Raw genomic sequence first — 16,298 nt, 5'->3', positions numbered from 1 at the left:
GTATTTACAGGCTGATTAATATAAAAAATCAGGGAGGGAACTTATTTGAAGAAGAAAAAGCTCAACAGCGTAGCAGCAATTAGCTTGTCTGCAACTCTATTTTTTTCTGCTCTGCCACCAACCGCTTCACTTGCTGTAACAAAGATTCCGGGAGATCAAAGGCCTATATTAGAGCGTTTAGAACATGTTGGAAACGAAATTAATGCTAACTCAGCTTCTAGACTTGACAATGACCAAAAGCAATTTTCTGAAAATCAACTTGTAATTCACTACTCCTCACCGATTACTGAAAGTGAACATAGTGAAGCTGGCGGGAGACTAATAAAAAGAATATCATCTTTAAGCTATGATGTGATAGAGGTACAAGGCGGGGCAAAGCTCGAAGATATTGCAAAAGCTTATGCAAAGTTATCAAAGGTAACTTCTATTTCAAAAAGTGCTCTCGTAAAAAAACTAGTAACACCAAATTTAAAAGCGTCCAATATACTACCAACACCAGATTTAAAAGCGTCCGATATGTATTATCTTAATAATCTTAACGTTGAACAAGCACAAGAAATTGCCGGGAAAAATAAAGTTCGCGTCGCAGTTATTGATACGGGAATTGATGCCAATCATCCTGAATTAACCAATAAAATTGCTGTCAATTATAATGCAATGGATCCTATGAAAAAGGGACAGCCTGACTCTCATGGCACCCATGTTACTGGGATCATTGCTGCCGAGAAAAACAATGTACTAGGTGGGTACGGAATCGCACCAAACTCTGAGATTGTATCCATTGACGTTTTTAACAGATCTGCGTATGGAACGGACTATGTCATTGCTGAAGGTATATTAGAAGCAACCCGTCAAAATGTAGATATCATTAATATGAGCCTAGGATCTTGGCAGCCTTCTCCGATCTTAAGGGATGCGGTGAAAAAAGCCATTGATAGCGGGATCGTTATTGTGGCTGCAGCGGGAAATGACGGTTTTGAACACATAAATTATCCTGCTTCCTATGATGGTGTCATTAGCGTCGGAGCTACAGATGAGGAAGATGACTTAACGAATTTCTCCACATACGGCCCGTCTGTCGATGTAACAGCACCTGGAAATAATATTTATTCGTCTGTCTATTCATTTGAAAAAGGCTCTTCATTTGTAAAAATGAGCGGTACGTCAATGGCATCACCTATGGTTGCTGGGGCTGTTTCCCTATTATTATCAAAATATCCTGATCTTACAGCTTATCAAGTTAGCTATATCTTAACTCATACAGCGAAGGATCTCGGAGAAAAAGGATATGATACCAAATATGGTTATGGGATGATCGACCTTGTAAAGATGCTTTCCTTTGATCCTAAAACGATTCCTGCCCAGTCAGTTGTCTCAGCAGATCAGATTTTAGAAAAAGCAAAAAATTTGCCTGTTACGACAGAAACTTCGGAAACAACGGTAGAAGGCAGCTTGGAAGGGCTCGAACAAACAGACTATTATAAGGTTACTGTTGAAAAAGATCAATATGTCCAAGTAAATCTTCAGGGAGCAAGTCAATATGATTTGAAATATATGCTTAAATTCTATCCTGAAGGCGAAAATAATCCGGAGTATACAAGCGAAGTCAATGACGGAGCTGCAGGAAAACAGGAAGGTTCCTTATACAAAGCTCCGAAAAAAGGAACAGTAGTATTAGCCGTAAAAGATTCGTTTGGGCAATATAGTGAAACGGGTAATTCAAAATATACACTGAAAGTAAGCCGCAAAGATCAGCTAAATGATGATGGAAATACAATGGAAACACCGGTCGTATTGGGTTCACTCCCATCTACAACATCGCTTTCGAATTATTACACAGATGAGTTATTAATAGCATCACCAGCAGAACGTAAAGAGCAGCCTATTCCGGGAGATTCTGATTTTTATCGCTTTAAGGTTCCTGGAATTGCAGGTGACCCAGCAAAAGCAATGAAAATTAATGTATCAGCCGTAGCAGGTATGGACCCATCGCTTAAGCTCCATATGATTAATTCTTATGTAAATGATGATGGTACTACCGTCGAAAACAACAATGTCATTGATCAATTTAACACCAAAGGGTATGGTAAGTCAGAGTCGATGTCCATTACGGTTCTTCCAGGTTCGGAATACATGGTAGAAGTGACCAATAAGCCGTCCCTTAGTGATTATGAGATCTTTATTGGAAAAGAAATTGATTTTAATAGAAACTATTCATCTCAAAATCCATATCAAGTTTCCTTTGAAATAACATCACAACCTGCAGATGAGGATCATTTCCCTATATCCTGGAAGGAAACCGTAACGGAGAATGCATTGGCAGAAGGAAAAATTGCAGAATATCTTGCAAAAAAAGAAGAAATTAACAGGAAACTCACAAACCTAGACTTCTCCCTTGACGAAGCAATTCCTTCTTACTATGATCTTATCAAAGATGTTGCTATTCCTTACGAAATAGGAACAACCCAAAAAGGCTACTTCCAGTACAGTAGTGATGAAGATTGGATTAAAGTCACTCCAAATGAAAACTCTGTATTTGAAATGAATTTTACGAACAAAGAAGGGTACAATGTTCCAATTGTACTTATCCATAAGTACAATGAAAAAAAGAACGATATCGATACGATTTATTCAAGTATGGATTTGAACACGGTTGCTGCTGAAACAGAACTTAAAGGGAAGAATCCTTTTTATATTGGTCTAAAAAAAGGTGAAACCTACTTTTTCCGTATAAGTGATGCATTATTCAGACCTAGCTTTGATCCATATGAGTTCAAGCTTTCACCAGTATTTAGCAACGCTAATGATGCTTACGAAGACAATGACACGTTTAATACAGCAAAGACAATATCTACTGATCCAATTAAAGGAAGCCTATCGTCAATCGGGGATATCGATACCTTCTATTTCAAACCAGATAAAACCGCTGTATACAGTGCTATTGTTCAACCAGATCCACTTCCTGAAGAATACAGTAAAGCGCATGATGAATTGAAACAACCTCTAGATTCCACGCTTCTTATATACGAAGATACAAATGGTAATGGAAAACTAGAAGAAGACGAAGAAGGTAACCTGCGTATCGTTGAATACGGCTATGAAAATCAACCAGAAATCGGCTCATTCCGTGCTGAAAATGGCAGAGGCTACTTCTTTAAGATTCTAAACTTCTATAAAATGGTTACAACACTTAGTCCTTACACGTTTACTATAAAAGAAGCACCGGAGATAGATGAGGACGCTGAATCTGTAATGAAAAATAATATTCCTTCTAAGCCAGTCACCTTAGAAAGCTCTAATGGAGAATATACACAAGCTGGTTACATTAACATGACTGAAGGAAAAGGTGATACCGACTATTATAAATTCATTCAAAAGGAGAACGGTAAGCGCACTATCAAGCTAGAAGTACCATTTGACCTTGACGGAATAGTGACAGTCTACGACTCAAAAGGAACACAAATCGCAAAATCTGATTACTATGACAAAGCTGACTACGAAATCCTACAAGCTGTTCTCAAAAAAGGGACCTACTACATGAAAGTAGAAGAACTAAACGGAAATGCAAGTGCATTGCCGTATAAATTAACAGTTAAATAATGAGGTCTTGAGGCTGTCGACTATTTTCGACAGCTTTTTTGTATGCCAGGATTTCATGGGAGTTTCGGGATTTATAGCAGCCCAAGAGTACATGACGATTTGGTCGAATGGGGTTACATTCCTTAAAAAACAGTAGCTCGGATTATGAAAGAATTGGGCTTTAAATCTACACCAAAAGAAAAGTTTGTGGTTACAACTGATTCAAATCTTGATTTATATATTTATCCTAATCTCCTTAATCGTCAATTTAGCGTAGAAGAACCCGATCAAGTTTGGGTATCTGATATTACGTACATTTGGACGCTTGAAGGATGGGTTTATTTATCATCCGTTATGGATTTATATTCTAGGAAAATTGTAGGATGGAGTCTTGCATCACATAAGAAGAAACTGCTAATTACCATTATCAGAGCACTTTAATGAACACTGAACAACATGGTAGGATAGGTGAATCGTCCGCATGGAAACGAACATTAAAAAGATTCGTGTTTGTATTAGAGAACATATTGTGAAATATTTCACTTAAAGTAACGGGTAGCAAGAGTTGAAAATCGGAGCTGTCATTGTGGCAGCTTTTCTTATTGTGCTAACGGGCAGTTTAGTTGAACAATCGTCCTTAGCTTTTTTTGGGGTACCACCAGCAAAACGCGGATTTACAACGTTAAGGAAATACAAATATAAAAAGCCTAATTTCTCAGGTGTTATAAGTGAGAAATTAGGCTTTAGTTACTTCAGAAAAACGCCTTTTTTTGAATAAGCCAGAAGCTTTATATTGGAAAAAGTAATTTATAAATAAGCTGCTATTCTAATTAGGCTGCTTGCTGAAATCTCTCTGAGCTCCCCTATAGCTTCCAATAAGATTTTGATAACCAGGAAGATGGCTAGAAATTAAAGCGCCAAAACCTTCAACATCATTGCGCCAATCACGTTGTAATTCGCACGCTATGCTAAACCAGTTCAGAAGCTGCACCCCACCATGGGCCATACGCGTTAATGCCGCATCCGCTACTTGTTTACTGAAGGTTCCAGAAGCATCAGTAGCAACAAATACTTCATAACCAGCGTTCACAGCGGAAAGTGCAGGAAATGCAACACAAACATCTGTTACTACGCCCGCAATGATCAGTTGTTTTTTTCCAGTTTCTTCGATTGCTTTGACAAAATCTTCATTATCCCATGCGTTAATTTGTCCAGGACGAGCTATTTTTGGCGCATGAGGAAAAAGTTCAACCAATTCTTGCATGAGTGGCCCATTAGGCCCGTTTTCAAAGCTTGTTGTTAAAATAACTGGTAAATCAAAAAACTTAGCAGTGTTAGCAAGAGCCATAACATTGTTCTTGAATTCATCAACACCATAGTCACGCACAAGACCGGAGATAAGGCCGGTTTGATGATCAACTAAAAGAACGGCAGCATCATCTTTATTAAGACGAGAATAGAAATCAGACATTTTATTGTCCTCCCTTTAATTAAGTATAAGTAATCGAAGAAGATTCATAGATTGGAAAATGGATGTTAAACTCCTTCGTTTGTTCCAATGTAATTGAACGGATTACTGTAATTCGTTTTCTAAAAACTCATTATGTGTTAGTAGTATTTTAATAAAAATGATTGAAAAAGCCTGGACTTTTTCAATTAATCTAGAGCTGGAGTGTGTCCGATCCAATGAATAAATTGATGTAAATATTGTTGAAGATAACGTTTTGTTTGTTCGTCTGTAAGGACTTTCTGATCAGAATCAATCTTTTTATGTACTTGGGAAATCAACACTTTTTGAAATGGAAGAACATGAACCTGCATGGCCTCTAGTACTTGCCTGATTTGCAATTGAGCAAAGGCAGTACCTAATCCCCCAGGAGTTGCACCAATTAAACCAACCGGTTTTCTGCTAAGAACGGCGGATTCCCGAGGTCTTGATGCCCAGTCCAACGCATTCTTTAATACGCCTGGAATTCCAGAATTGTACTCTGGACTTATAATAATGATACCGTCAACGTCCTGGATAGCAGATTTAAATGATGTCACTGTTTCTGGAACACTTATTTCTAAGTCTTCGTTGAACAAAGGTAGATCATTAATCTCGATCCAACGAAATTGATGGGAATCATCCAGCTCTGTTAATGATTGAGCAATGATTCGATTATAAGAGTTTTTTCGTAAACTACCACAAATAAGGCCGATGCTCTTAGTCATACATTTCCTCCTCGTTTAAAATTATTTTAATGTTACCATAATATACCAAAATAGAAGAGTGTCGTTATACCTAATTTTCTGATTATTAAATTTAATGAAGTGTTTTATTACAAAAAATCTAGATGTAAGGATTTCTCTTTAGTTTTCTTATTATTCGGCTCGTGTTTTGCAAGCTATGGCAAATAGTCTATGTCAATTTTATTTTCTCTTTCAATTACTATATATTTCTATCATACTGGTAACTATAAAGAATTGGAGGGAGTGCAGAAATGGAAGAAAAGAAAGTGACCTGGTTAGAACTCTTTTATGATTTGTTATTTGTGGCGGCGGTTGCGGCTGCGACTCATGTTTTACTTCATGTTGAAGATGGTCATATCCATGCAGAGTATTTAGTAAAGTTTGTATTAATTTTTATTCCTATCTGGTGGGCTTGGGTAGGGCAAACCATATTTATTAACCGGTTTGGAAAAGATTTATTTCATCACCGTATCTTTTTAATTCTGCAAATGTTTTTTGTACTAATTATGACATCAAGTTTATCAGTTGATTTTGATCCTTATTATCTTTCTTTTTTAATTGGTTATATTGGCTTAAGAGCAGTGACTGCGATCCAATATCTTATTGTCCAGCGTATAGAAACGGGAGTTCGTAAACAAGCAGCCCTCTTTTTTGGAAGGTGTTTTTGGATTGGAATCGTCATTTCATTATTATCCGTCTTTTTTGATTCTTGGGTTCGATATGCTGTGTTATATACGGGAATCCTTATTGATATCATTGTCCCGGTGCTTGGACGAAAATGCTTAGAAAAGGTTCCCACAAATACGGCTCATTTATTAGAGCGATTTGGTTTATTTACCATTATTCTCTTTGGGGAAGCCCTTATTAGTACACTTGCGATCATTCAGCCTACAAAAGGAAATTGGAATTCAATAGGCTTTGCGATCATTTCATTTATCCTGATTATATCGATGTGGTGGCAATATTTCGATAACATGGAGAAGAAACTCGACAAGTCTTTACAAACTTCCGGCCAAATCATTATTTATGGTCATCTGTTTATTTTAATGTCTTTGAGCATGATTGCAGCATCTATCAGACTATTGTTTTTACATGAGGTCCATTACTCATTTATCTTATTTTTTGCTTTTGGATCTGTATTGCTCTATTTCCTGTCAACTACCTTTGTTTTCCATCAATATAGACATGTGCACCACCGATTGAAAATTTATCATTTAGGGTTATTTTTAGGAATTTTAACCGTCTTTTTTATTATTAATTTGATTATTGTAGTACCAAATATTTTGATAATAGCTGAATTAACCTTGTTTTTTATTATCTTTACTAAACTAACAATTTCTAATAAAAAGCAACCGTTGACAAATGAGATTCATCCGAGAATTGGAATTGAGGAAGATAATAAAAACTTTTATTGAGAGAGGATGTCTTGAACTGGTTACTCGTAATGTTATTGAAGATGATTATTTTAAAGTAATGGATGTTATTAATAATTGGTGGGGAGGTAGACAAATGACACATTTGTTGCCTCGATTATTTTTTGAGCATTTTCAGTCAACGAGTTTTATAGTTGAAGATGAAAACAATAGATTATCGGCTTTTCTTATTGGATTTGTTTCTCAAACACATCCAAATGTAGCCTATATACATTTTGTTGGCGTAAATCCTGAAATTAGAAATAAAGGATTAGCTAGAGAAATATATAATTTATTCTTCTCAAAAGTTCGAAATTTAGGTTGTGATACAGTTAAATGTATAACTTCTCCAGTTAACGAAGGGTCGGTTGCATATCATAAGTCAATGGGTTTTTCTGTAATTTTAGGAACGGATTATGCTGGTAAAGGACAAGACCGTATTTTATTTTCTAAAAAAATAGGTTAACATTTTGTACCAAAGTGGCAGCATTCTTGTAATAAAACTAAGTTTGTGAACAATTGTACTTAAACTAATGGTTGCAAGAGTTTAAGAAGGTAGCTGCTACGGCAGCTTTTTTTGCTTGTTCCACTAACGAAGCAGTTTAGTTGGAAGAAGGAATGGCAAACATTGAAAATATCTTCAATAATAAAGGCTCGGATGTATTCTTAACACGTTCGATTCGGGAGGGAAAACATAAATAGCTGTTTAATTTCTCATATTTTACCACATAAATTAACAGGCACTTTAGAATAAAAAAAGAATCACTCGAACTCGTTTGTTTTCAAGTAGTTTAATAAGCCGAATTTATGATAAATGCTGTTAAACAAGCAAAGCCCTTCAAATACAATTGAAGGGGTTCTAAATACTATTTTTTATCGTTGATAACGAATAAAACACCTGTGAGAATTAGGATAGAGCCGAACCAAAACGTTAAACCTATGTTCTCTCCTAGTATAAGCCATCCAAGTAATGTTCCAACCACGGGTTGAAAAAATAAAAATATTCCTCCACTTGAGGCGTTAAGCATTTGTAATCCACGATTCCAAAGTAGAAATCCACCTGCTGTTGAAACAATTCCCAAATACAAGAGTCCACCCCAAATGGTCCGTTGAGTCAGTTGAGAGATATTAATTTCGTGTAACCGTGGCAAAACAAAAGGAGTCAGCACAATTAATGCTACCAAGATGGAATAAGTGGTTACTACTATTTGTGAGTAATCACTAGGCAAAAGCTTTACAAGTACAGACATGAGTGCCCATGTTAAAGCTGCAATAAGAAGTGCAATACCTCCAAGTGTACCGGACATATTCACATCACCAATTCCAACAATGAGAAATACACCAATTGTCGCTAAACAAACGGAGATTCCCTTTCTTAACGTCATCCGTTCTTTAAGGATTAAGCGAGCAAAAATAACCATAAATGCTGGTGTTGAAGAAGTTATAATGGCTCCCATTTGTGCTGTGGATAGCATAGTACCAGTTTCCTGAGCAACGATTGAAATGGCATTACCAATGATTCCAATGGCTATGATTATTAAGAAATAACGTTTTTCGATTCGCCATTTTTGTCTTGTTATAAAGCCGATAATGAGAAGTGCAACAATAGCTACTACATATCGCATCCACACAAGTTCCAGTGGAGGTATAACCGATACTACAACTTTAACAACAACGTACATTCCGCCCCAAATACTTGAAGCTAGTATTAAATATAAAGAACCTAATAAGGTATTTTTCATTTTTTGTACCCTCCGTTTTTTTGATTAGGTCGACAATGCCCCTAACGGAGAGATGTAGTCACCTTCACTCCACTAAGAGCAGAAGTGTGCTACTGGTACATCGTTTTCAAATAATGGAGTCCAATACATTATGTTCACCCCTAGTTCAATTCTTTTTCTAACCACAATTATATGTGTTTTATTATAGCAAAGAATATTAAGCCTGTGTTATCGTGCTTAATAAGAAATTAATAACTGAGAGTAGATTGTGAAAAAATATACTTAAAGTAACGGGTGCAAGAGTTGAAGATCAATGAATGGATTGAAGATGATATAATTAAATAAATCTGATTTTTATTGAGGAGTCGTATAGGTTTGGATGCAAAATGTATTAAATTTTACGAATTCGGTAGACCTAAAGAAGTGTTAAAAGTTGAATATAAAAGCATAGAACCACCAAAAGATAATGAAGTTCTTGTTCGAATGTTAGCACGTCCAATAAATCCCTCTGACTTAATACCAATTAGAGGGGCATATTCCCATCGGATTTCTTTACCGAACATCCCTGGTTATGAAGGAGTCGGTGTTGTAGAAAATGTAGGGTCTTTAGTTTCTAAAAATCTAATTGGTAAGCGTGTTTTACCTTTACGTGGGGAAGGCACTTGGCAAGAATTTGTTAAAACATCAGCAGAATTTGCTGTTCCTATACCTGATTCTATTGATGATTTTACGGCATCACAGATGTATATTAACCCAATTACAGCTTGGGTGACTTGTACGGAAGTTTTAAAATTAAGACCGAACGATGTTTTATTGGTTAACGCGTGTGGTTCATCTATTGGGCATATTTTTGCTCAATTATCGAAGGTTATAGGTTTTAGATTGATCGCAGTTACTAGAAATAATAAATATACGGAAGATTTACTTTATCTTGGTGCTTCTTATGTGATTGACACCTCTAAAGTTCCATTATATGAGACCGTTATGGAGTTAACTAGTGGAGTTGGTGCAGATGCTGCTATTGATTCTATTGGAGGTTCATCTGGAAACGACTTGGCTTTTTGTGTACATCCTAATGGAGATTTTTTAACTATCGGTCTTTTATCAGGAGTACAAGTAAACTGGGCGGATATTATAGATACAGCAAAAGTGAATGCTAATATGTTTCATTTAAGGAATTGGAACAAAAATGTTTCAGCAATCAAATGGCAAGAAACGTTTAGTGGTTTAATAAGGCTAATAGATGAAAAAAAATTACGTTTAATGATGGTTAATTCTCAATACGACTTATCTAACGTAAAAATAGCTATTGATGCTGTTGAATCTCATAAAATAACCAAAGGAAAAGTTTTTTTAACAAGCTATTAAGTAAATCCTTATTGAACTAACGGGTGCTGGAGTTAAAGATTCGGGGGGTGCTGCGGCAGCCCTTTTTGTTGTTCCACTAAAGGTGCAGGATTCTTGAAGAAGGAAAACTTCATCAGAAATAGAATTTTAAATCTCAAAGTGTATTTTTTGGAGGAGAAAAATGACAATCCGAATGGACGTATCTTTTGTAATGCGTGGGGATAATTTCTCACAACAAAAAATTTAGGACTTCCGATAATGTTGCGTTATGTGAACAAGACTTGAGTAGGATATACATCATACTTTTGGATAATTAGAATAAAATGGTAGTAAAAAGAGATTGGAGGGGTTTTATGAAGCTAGTAGGGCAACAAATTTATCTTCGACTTTATAAAACTTCTGACGCAAGCGAGTTAGCTAACTTACATACTAAAAATCGCGAATTTTTTCAACGAGTTAGCCCATTACTCCCAGAAGCCTTTTATACAGAAGAACATCAAAAAATACGCATTGAACAGGCATTAAAAAAGTCTGATGAAGGGCAATTATATGCTTTTGGAATCTTTTTAAAAGCAACTGATAAACTTATCGGAGACATTTCATTAACTCAAATTGCTAGGGGAGACCTCCAAAGCTGTTATACGGGATTTACTTTAGATAAGGAGTATAATGCAAAGGGCTACACAACAGAAGCTCTTCAACTTGTTGTAGACTTTGCTTTTAGAGAATTAAAACTACATAGAATTGAAGCAGGAGCTATGCCTGACAATATAGCATCTATTCGTGTATTAGAAAAAGTAGGGTTTAAAAAAGAAGGTATAGCTAAAGAAAATCTAAAGATTAATGGCAAATGGACAGATCATCAAATATTAGCTATCATCAACAGCTCGGATGTGTAAGCTCATTTCACTTCGTATAATATTATGTAAACGAAACGCAGTCTCGCACGAGACTGTCTTGTACATTTTATACAATTTTACCACCACTACTTCAAGAAAAGTACGTAGCGGTAAAATTGTATATTGTACGAGGGATTTGGTACTTATCTAAGGAGTTGCTTGGCAACTCTCTTTTTTATCGAAGATTGTGAAACATTGTACTTAAACTAACGGGCGCTAGAGCTCAATAAATGATCGCTGCTGCGGTCTTTTTTTCTTATTGGACAACGGGGCAGGATAGTTGAATAGTAAAACAAAACAATATGAAGGGAGAATTTATGAGTTTAATACTAACTACAATTGTCCTTTTTGCGGCAACAAACATCGATGATATTTTTCTATTATTAACTTGGTTTGCACAACGGGATTCGAGGCTAAAAAGTACACACATCATATTTGGACAGTATCTGGGTTTTATTGCTCTTGTAATATTGAGTGTAATTGGAGCTTTAGGAGCATTAATTATCCCTCAAGAATGGATTGGTTTGTTAGGGGTTATTCCTGTTTATTTAGGTGTCAAAGCCCTGGTGGAACAGTTTAAAGACCGAAAAAAAGAGCATCAGGCTGAAACAGAAGGAGAAGCATATATAGCTCACGAACCTTCTTTAGACGAAACAAATGGAAAAGTTAATTGTGTACAAAAACTTCTTCACCATAGTATTTATAAAGTCGCAGCCGTTACTTTTGCAAATGGCGGAGACAATATAGGAGTTTATATTCCCTTTTTTGCTACAAATAATGGTTGGCAAATAAGTTTTATTGTTATTATTTTTTTATTATTTGTTGCTGTATGGTGCTTTATCGCCTATAAATTAATTGCCTTTCCTTTGGTTGCAAAAAACCTAGAGCGATATGGACATATAATAGTACCATTTGTGCTAATTGGACTTGGAATCTTAATATTAAATGAAAATGGCACGTTTTCTTATTTAATTGACAAATTATCGTAAGAAGTTTTTTAGCTAACGGGCTCAAGAGTTTAAGATCCAGCTGCCATTTTTGGCGGCTTTTTTTCTTATTGAAGTAACGGGCAGGTTAATGTAATAAACAAGTGATAAAATAAAGTTATAAGGAGGATGCTGAAATGGTCATACAATCGAATATGTCACCAGAAGCAATTGTTGATGTTTGGGGAGAAACGGCAGATGTTTTCAAAAAGTATAATGTGCCACTTACAAAACAATCATTAGAAACCTTGATTGGAAATGAACTTTCACCTTCACTTCTTCAAGAATTGAATTCTGTTGTTGGAAGTTCTACTGCAACTTGCATAGAAGGTGGCTGACAAATGTCATCGAAAAAGGAGTAGGTTACTCCTATTAAAGTAACGGGTGCGATTCTTCAATAATGGAGATCGTTTTTTTCTTTTTCAAGTAACGTGGCAGTTTAGTTGAAAAAGAGTGCAAGCAATTCTCTTTATTTCACATTTGAAAGAAATTGCGACGTTTACACTAAACAAAAGAGCTGTCCTAAAAAGGACAGCTCTAGCGGAAATATTACTAGTACTTGCTAAGGAGAATAGCAAGGTACATTTGTATTATCGACCAACTATTACATTTAGTCCAGCACTTTTAAATGGTTTTTTTGCCATAAAAGACCATGGTGACAAGTGGATTTCTTTAATGAAAAGAGTGTCGGAGTTCGATGAAAGGAACGAAAAAACGACAAAAAAAGAAGACTAAGTTCTTAAACTAGTCTCAAACAATAAGTCGTAAATGTCTCTTCTCATAATTTCGTTAAACAACATTTCTAAAAAAGAAGGTTCTAATCTTTGTTTGTGAGCATTTAAATATGCTGCAATTAATTGCTCGTTAGACAAACCTTTGAAACTCATTTTTAATCACCAAGTTCTTAAGTAATGTAACCTTAATAAATTTAGCAATTTTCAGAAATTTATTCAATAAATCATTAGACCTAATAATGACATAAACAGGTGGAAAATTTTTAGATGGAAAGACAACGTCGCAGTTCGATTCATATTGTGAACTTAATATTGCTTGTTCAACTAAAGAAGCAGTGTAATTGAACAAGAGAGCGGCAAATTCATTTTCTTATTCGACTAACGTGGTAGTTTATTGAATAATTCGGATGTACGCTCGTGTTTCACCCAACCCAATAAAAAAGCACCCGATTAATCGGATGCATACTTACATATTCCATGTAAATAAACGGAGTATTCCCTTTGTACACATTCTCTTAATTTGATTTTTCCTTCTCTTTCTAATTCTCCAACCAATTCTTCAATCTTTTTTTCATCTTCTTTTGTAGCCTTAGGAATCTCTATAGAAAAAAAATTACCACGACTGGCATTGTTTAGTTTTTTTAATAATCCAACTTTATTCATTGGGTCATCCCCTTTATCTATTCTTTAGACATAAAGGAGGTTTTTTCCTTTGAGTCAATTATTTTCTTAAAATTAAATGAGTATATCTTCTATCAAAGGAATTTGCAGTACAATCTTTCCTTCTTTATAAGCAAGTAACAAAAATATAGGTTCGTGACCATGAACAGTTTTATTGAAATTGTATACTACTCTACATAGATAGTAGGTATTGTTGAGAAAGAGAAAAGAAAATCGATAAAGGAGTTTAAGATGTCTATCATTAAAAAAGAAGATCCTCGCACAATACGTTCAAGAGAAATGTTTAAAAATGCTGTCTTTTCGCTTCTTTCAGAGGACTACGATATTTCAAATTTAACGGTTCAGAAAGTCGCAGCCAAAGCAGGATTAAATCGGACAACATTTTACTTACATTATCAGGATATTCAAGATTTACTAACGCAGATTACCGATGAAATTTTAAATGAGCTATCTGAAAAAATTGTTGCATTAATACAAGTAAAAGATTTAACAGAAAAACAACAGCTAACACAATTGCTTGATTATTTATATATCCATCGAAATTATTTACTTATTTTATTTAATTTGAATCAGTTCGAGGAGCAATTGTTTTTATTATTAAAACAATTAGTAGGAACAAGAAGGAATAATAGCAAGGAGGATTTACCTGCTGATTATGTTGCGATTGATATTAAAACAGCCTCATTGGTAGGCATCATCATGTGGTGGATAAAGAAGGGGCTTCATTTTAGTTCAGATTATATCGCAGATCAAATTTATTTAATGTACCGCGTGCAATGATTCTAAGATCATTCATTAATAAACAAGTATTAACTATTGATAATAAGCATTAAATTTTGGTTATTTAGTTGATTATGTAGTGGAAGAGTCCAGATTGATCTTTGTTCAGCAATCGGGCCATTATATAAACTGCCCTTTAGTGGAACAAGAAAAAGAGTGCCGTATATAAGCAACTCCTTGTTAAACACAAGCACCTGGTTAGTTTAAACGAACAGACGCCAAACCCTTTAACTGTATGGGTGTAGTGTTTTGGGCATCTTCCTAAATTAAGTGATTATGTTAACTAGAAATGTATGGGATATACATTACTTTATTTACTGGATATAAAAAAGCCACCCTCAAAATAGGTGGCTTGTGATAGTTGTCATTCTTGTTTTATAAATAAAGAACTTGCTGTATCAAAGTCATTGATGGTATACCCTCTGTTAATTTTCATGAACAGCAATTCTCCAATTACTAAAATTTAAACCTAATAACACCACTAATTAATAACAGCACTAATGCAACAAGGAATATCACTCCGATTGAAGTTAAGACATTAAGGATTTTATTTGCTTTTGTACTAAACAGCTTACAAAATACAATATAAACTCCAACTCCAATAATTCCACCTAATGTATTTCCCATAAAGTCAGTTATATCGCTAGCTCCTATAGCAAAGATGAATTGCAATACTTCAAATAACAAACTAACTCCTGCTATTACTGCAATCTTTTTCAAGAAAGACCAATTTGGTTTTAGCATACTGATATATATTCCAAATGGGATAAATGCAAGTACATTATAGATTATTTCATTAAAATCTATTTGATTATTAACATTAGCTGAACCAGCAAAAGGGATTAAGTTGATTTCCCTAAAATCCGGCAAGCCTTGAAATGAAAATTGCATTTTAAAGACTATAATCCATGTTAATGCAAATAAATATACGGCCAACAAGCCAGCAGTTATTTTATTTTGATTATTTTTTGATTTTTCCATATAAATCCTCAATTCCTAATTCTTTTTTAAACTTATAATCTAAGCTTTTATCTTACTTTACACTATGCTATCATCTCCGAAAATTTTTCAGCTATTTCTTCTGATAATTTTATTTCACTATTAAGTAACTGGTATCCGGTTGTTAATTCTTTGTGTGTAAATAAATTTATGATATCCGATTTTATACCAGCTTGTTGAACAGCATATTTACTGTTAACCAAAAGCAGATTCCCTTGATAGATCTGCTCTTCTGTAATCTCAATCTTTTGGGTATTTTCAGTAGCTGTATTTTCATTTTGTTCATATATTTGATCCTCTACTTTATCTTGGGATATCGGTAATATATTAAAAATAAAAACTAGAAATAATGCAAAAACCAATAAAAATCCCCACTTTTTCATTTTTAGTCTCCTCCTTAATGTAACTTGTTTATAGGATAGGAAAAACTTTTAAAATAAAAAGTGGGGTAAATATTAAATTTTTCTTAAATTTTTACTTGGATTTTATTATTAATCTTCTTAGGAATCCGCCATTGGTAATTGTGTCTTTAAAATAAAATTGCGATGTTTGTAAGAAAGATGCGAGGTTTTGAATAAAGTTGTGATACTTTATCTTTTCAATCAAAGATTTCTAAATGAGTTTTGATTAAACTTTTTTAGAAAACGGAGAGTCCATTCAAAAAGAAAGGAAACCATTTTGATTAATCTTTTTTCAAAATGGTTTCCTTTTATTAGCTATAGCTTGTGGGTGTACAGAAAATTTTTAATCAAACTTTATTCAAAACCAACACTAAAGGGGTATTTTTATAGTGAAAGGAAAGAACATCTGAATTAAAAGGTGAATTAAGGAACTGTTGAGTGACAATAAAGTTGTTCCGTTAAAGGGTCATTTAATGGAATAAAACATAATAAGAGAATGCTCTGTTAGCAATAAGTGTTGATTTGTA

17 protein-coding genes and 1 pseudogene are annotated in these 16,298 nt (G+C 34.6%); 11 read left to right on the top strand and 7 right to left on the bottom strand.

Annotated elements, in window-relative coordinates; all coding sequences use genetic code 11:
- The first annotated feature begins 45 nt into the window (after positions 1–45).
- From ACIQAA_RS19315 to ACIQAA_RS19305, 3 genes are all read left to right on the top strand, one after another.
- Complete coding sequence (locus ACIQAA_RS19315) at positions 46–3,600, top strand: S8 family peptidase (protein ID WP_402622414.1); 3,555 nt, start codon at positions 46–48, stop codon at positions 3,598–3,600.
- Positions 3,601–3,744: 144 nt separating this feature from the next.
- Complete coding sequence (locus ACIQAA_RS19310; protein WP_402622412.1) at positions 3,745–4,020, top strand: DDE-type integrase/transposase/recombinase; 276 nt, start codon at positions 3,745–3,747, stop codon at positions 4,018–4,020.
- Positions 4,021–4,144: 124 nt separating this feature from the next.
- Positions 4,145–4,357, top strand: a complete 213-nt coding sequence (locus ACIQAA_RS19305) for a hypothetical protein (RefSeq protein WP_402622411.1) — start codon at positions 4,145–4,147, stop codon at positions 4,355–4,357.
- A 48-nt stretch (positions 4,358–4,405) separates the two neighbouring features.
- On the opposite strand, the gene ycaC is transcribed toward ACIQAA_RS19305, so the two are convergent.
- Both ycaC and ACIQAA_RS19295 read right to left on the bottom strand, forming a co-directional pair.
- Positions 4,406–5,050 (bottom strand): isochorismate family cysteine hydrolase YcaC, encoded by a 645-nt coding sequence (gene ycaC / locus ACIQAA_RS19300; protein ID WP_028395711.1) that lies wholly within the window; start codon positions 5,048–5,050, stop codon positions 4,406–4,408.
- A 185-nt stretch (positions 5,051–5,235) separates the two neighbouring features.
- Positions 5,236–5,793 carry an NADPH-dependent FMN reductase gene (locus ACIQAA_RS19295; RefSeq protein WP_402622408.1) on the bottom strand — a complete coding sequence of 186 codons (558 nt, stop codon included), beginning with the start codon at positions 5,791–5,793 and terminating at the stop codon, positions 5,236–5,238.
- A 269-nt stretch (positions 5,794–6,062) separates the two neighbouring features.
- On the opposite strand from ACIQAA_RS19295, the gene ACIQAA_RS19290 reads away from it, so the two are divergent.
- Complete coding sequence (locus tag ACIQAA_RS19290) at positions 6,063–7,226, top strand: low temperature requirement protein A (protein ID WP_402622407.1); 1,164 nt, start codon at positions 6,063–6,065, stop codon at positions 7,224–7,226.
- A gap of 58 nt (positions 7,227–7,284) precedes the next feature.
- Positions 7,285–7,689 carry a GNAT family N-acetyltransferase gene (locus ACIQAA_RS19285; protein WP_402622464.1) on the top strand — a complete coding sequence of 135 codons (405 nt, stop codon included), beginning with the start codon at positions 7,285–7,287 and terminating at the stop codon, positions 7,687–7,689.
- Positions 7,690–8,089: 400 nt separating this feature from the next.
- On the opposite strand, the gene ACIQAA_RS19280 is transcribed toward ACIQAA_RS19285, so the two are convergent.
- Complete coding sequence (locus ACIQAA_RS19280; RefSeq protein ID WP_402622405.1) at positions 8,090–8,965, bottom strand: DMT family transporter; 876 nt, start codon at positions 8,963–8,965, stop codon at positions 8,090–8,092.
- Positions 8,966–9,319: 354 nt separating this feature from the next.
- Between ACIQAA_RS19280 and ACIQAA_RS19275 the strand changes: the two genes are divergently transcribed.
- The 5 genes from ACIQAA_RS19275 (at position 9,320) to ACIQAA_RS19255 (ending at position 12,911) form a co-directional block, all read left to right on the top strand.
- Positions 9,320–10,312, top strand: coding sequence for a zinc-dependent alcohol dehydrogenase family protein (locus tag ACIQAA_RS19275; RefSeq protein ID WP_402622404.1), 993 nt, complete (start codon positions 9,320–9,322; stop codon positions 10,310–10,312).
- 332 nt (positions 10,313–10,644) lie between these two features.
- Positions 10,645–11,190: a GNAT family N-acetyltransferase gene (locus ACIQAA_RS19270; protein WP_402622402.1), complete on the top strand. Its 546-nt coding sequence runs from the start codon at positions 10,645–10,647 to the stop codon at positions 11,188–11,190.
- Between the two features lie 317 nt (positions 11,191–11,507).
- Positions 11,508–12,179 (top strand): cadmium resistance transporter, encoded by a 672-nt coding sequence (locus ACIQAA_RS19265; protein WP_402622400.1) that lies wholly within the window; start codon positions 11,508–11,510, stop codon positions 12,177–12,179.
- Between the two features lie 134 nt (positions 12,180–12,313).
- Positions 12,314–12,514: a hypothetical protein gene (locus ACIQAA_RS19260; protein WP_402622398.1), complete on the top strand. Its 201-nt coding sequence runs from the start codon at positions 12,314–12,316 to the stop codon at positions 12,512–12,514.
- 115 nt (positions 12,515–12,629) lie between these two features.
- Positions 12,630–12,911 carry a hypothetical protein gene (locus tag ACIQAA_RS19255; protein ID WP_402622396.1) on the top strand — a complete coding sequence of 94 codons (282 nt, stop codon included), beginning with the start codon at positions 12,630–12,632 and terminating at the stop codon, positions 12,909–12,911.
- Here the strand turns inward: ACIQAA_RS19255 and sda are convergent.
- Entirely contained in the window at positions 12,908–13,063 is a 156-nt protein-coding gene (gene sda / locus ACIQAA_RS19250) for a sporulation histidine kinase inhibitor Sda (protein ID WP_402622394.1), read from the bottom strand. The two genes, ACIQAA_RS19255 and sda, sit on opposite strands and share 4 nt — an antisense overlap.
- Positions 13,064–13,360: 297 nt before the next feature.
- A complete protein-coding gene (locus ACIQAA_RS19245) occupies positions 13,361–13,573 on the bottom strand; it encodes a hypothetical protein (RefSeq protein ID WP_402622393.1) in 213 nt (70 codons plus the stop codon).
- A 249-nt stretch (positions 13,574–13,822) separates the two neighbouring features.
- Here ACIQAA_RS19245 and ACIQAA_RS19240 point away from each other — a divergent pair, with 249 nt between their 5' ends.
- Positions 13,823–14,371, top strand: a complete 549-nt coding sequence (locus tag ACIQAA_RS19240) for a TetR/AcrR family transcriptional regulator (protein ID WP_402622391.1) — start codon at positions 13,823–13,825, stop codon at positions 14,369–14,371.
- 456 nt (positions 14,372–14,827) lie between these two features.
- Here the strand turns inward: ACIQAA_RS19240 and ACIQAA_RS19235 are convergent, their stop codons facing one another.
- Both ACIQAA_RS19235 and ACIQAA_RS19230 read right to left on the bottom strand, forming a co-directional pair.
- Positions 14,828–15,352 (bottom strand): VanZ family protein, encoded by a 525-nt coding sequence (locus tag ACIQAA_RS19235; protein WP_402622390.1) that lies wholly within the window; start codon positions 15,350–15,352, stop codon positions 14,828–14,830.
- A gap of 65 nt (positions 15,353–15,417) precedes the next feature.
- Positions 15,418–15,753 (bottom strand): annotated as a pseudogene (locus ACIQAA_RS19230) (D-Ala-D-Ala carboxypeptidase VanY); the annotation flags it as partial.
- Positions 15,754–16,298 lie beyond the last annotated feature (545 nt).

It is taken from the genome of Neobacillus sp. NPDC093182 (assembly GCF_044754045.1).
This window is presented reverse-complemented; position numbering and strand designations above follow the sequence as displayed.

Coding starts and splice junctions, on each gene's coding strand:
- ACIQAA_RS19310 (WP_402622412.1), top strand. CDS start 3,745: ATGAAAGAATTGGGCTTTAAATCTACACCAAAAGAAAAGTTTGTGGTT.
- ycaC (WP_028395711.1), bottom strand. CDS start 5,050: ATGTCTGATTTCTATTCTCGTCTTAATAAAGATGATGCTGCCGTTCTT.
- ACIQAA_RS19295 (WP_402622408.1), bottom strand. CDS start 5,793: ATGACTAAGAGCATCGGCCTTATTTGTGGTAGTTTACGAAAAAACTCT.
- ACIQAA_RS19290 (WP_402622407.1), top strand. CDS start 6,063: ATGGAAGAAAAGAAAGTGACCTGGTTAGAACTCTTTTATGATTTGTTA.
- ACIQAA_RS19285 (WP_402622464.1), top strand. CDS start 7,285: ATGGATGTTATTAATAATTGGTGGGGAGGTAGACAAATGACACATTTG.
- ACIQAA_RS19280 (WP_402622405.1), bottom strand. CDS start 8,965: ATGAAAAATACCTTATTAGGTTCTTTATATTTAATACTAGCTTCAAGT.
- ACIQAA_RS19270 (WP_402622402.1), top strand. CDS start 10,645: ATGAAGCTAGTAGGGCAACAAATTTATCTTCGACTTTATAAAACTTCT.
- ACIQAA_RS19265 (WP_402622400.1), top strand. CDS start 11,508: ATGAGTTTAATACTAACTACAATTGTCCTTTTTGCGGCAACAAACATC.
- ACIQAA_RS19260 (WP_402622398.1), top strand. CDS start 12,314: ATGGTCATACAATCGAATATGTCACCAGAAGCAATTGTTGATGTTTGG.
- sda (WP_402622394.1), bottom strand. CDS start 13,063: ATGAGTTTCAAAGGTTTGTCTAACGAGCAATTAATTGCAGCATATTTA.
- ACIQAA_RS19245 (WP_402622393.1), bottom strand. CDS start 13,573: ATGAATAAAGTTGGATTATTAAAAAAACTAAACAATGCCAGTCGTGGT.
- ACIQAA_RS19240 (WP_402622391.1), top strand. CDS start 13,823: ATGTCTATCATTAAAAAAGAAGATCCTCGCACAATACGTTCAAGAGAA.
- ACIQAA_RS19235 (WP_402622390.1), bottom strand. CDS start 15,352: ATGGAAAAATCAAAAAATAATCAAAATAAAATAACTGCTGGCTTGTTG.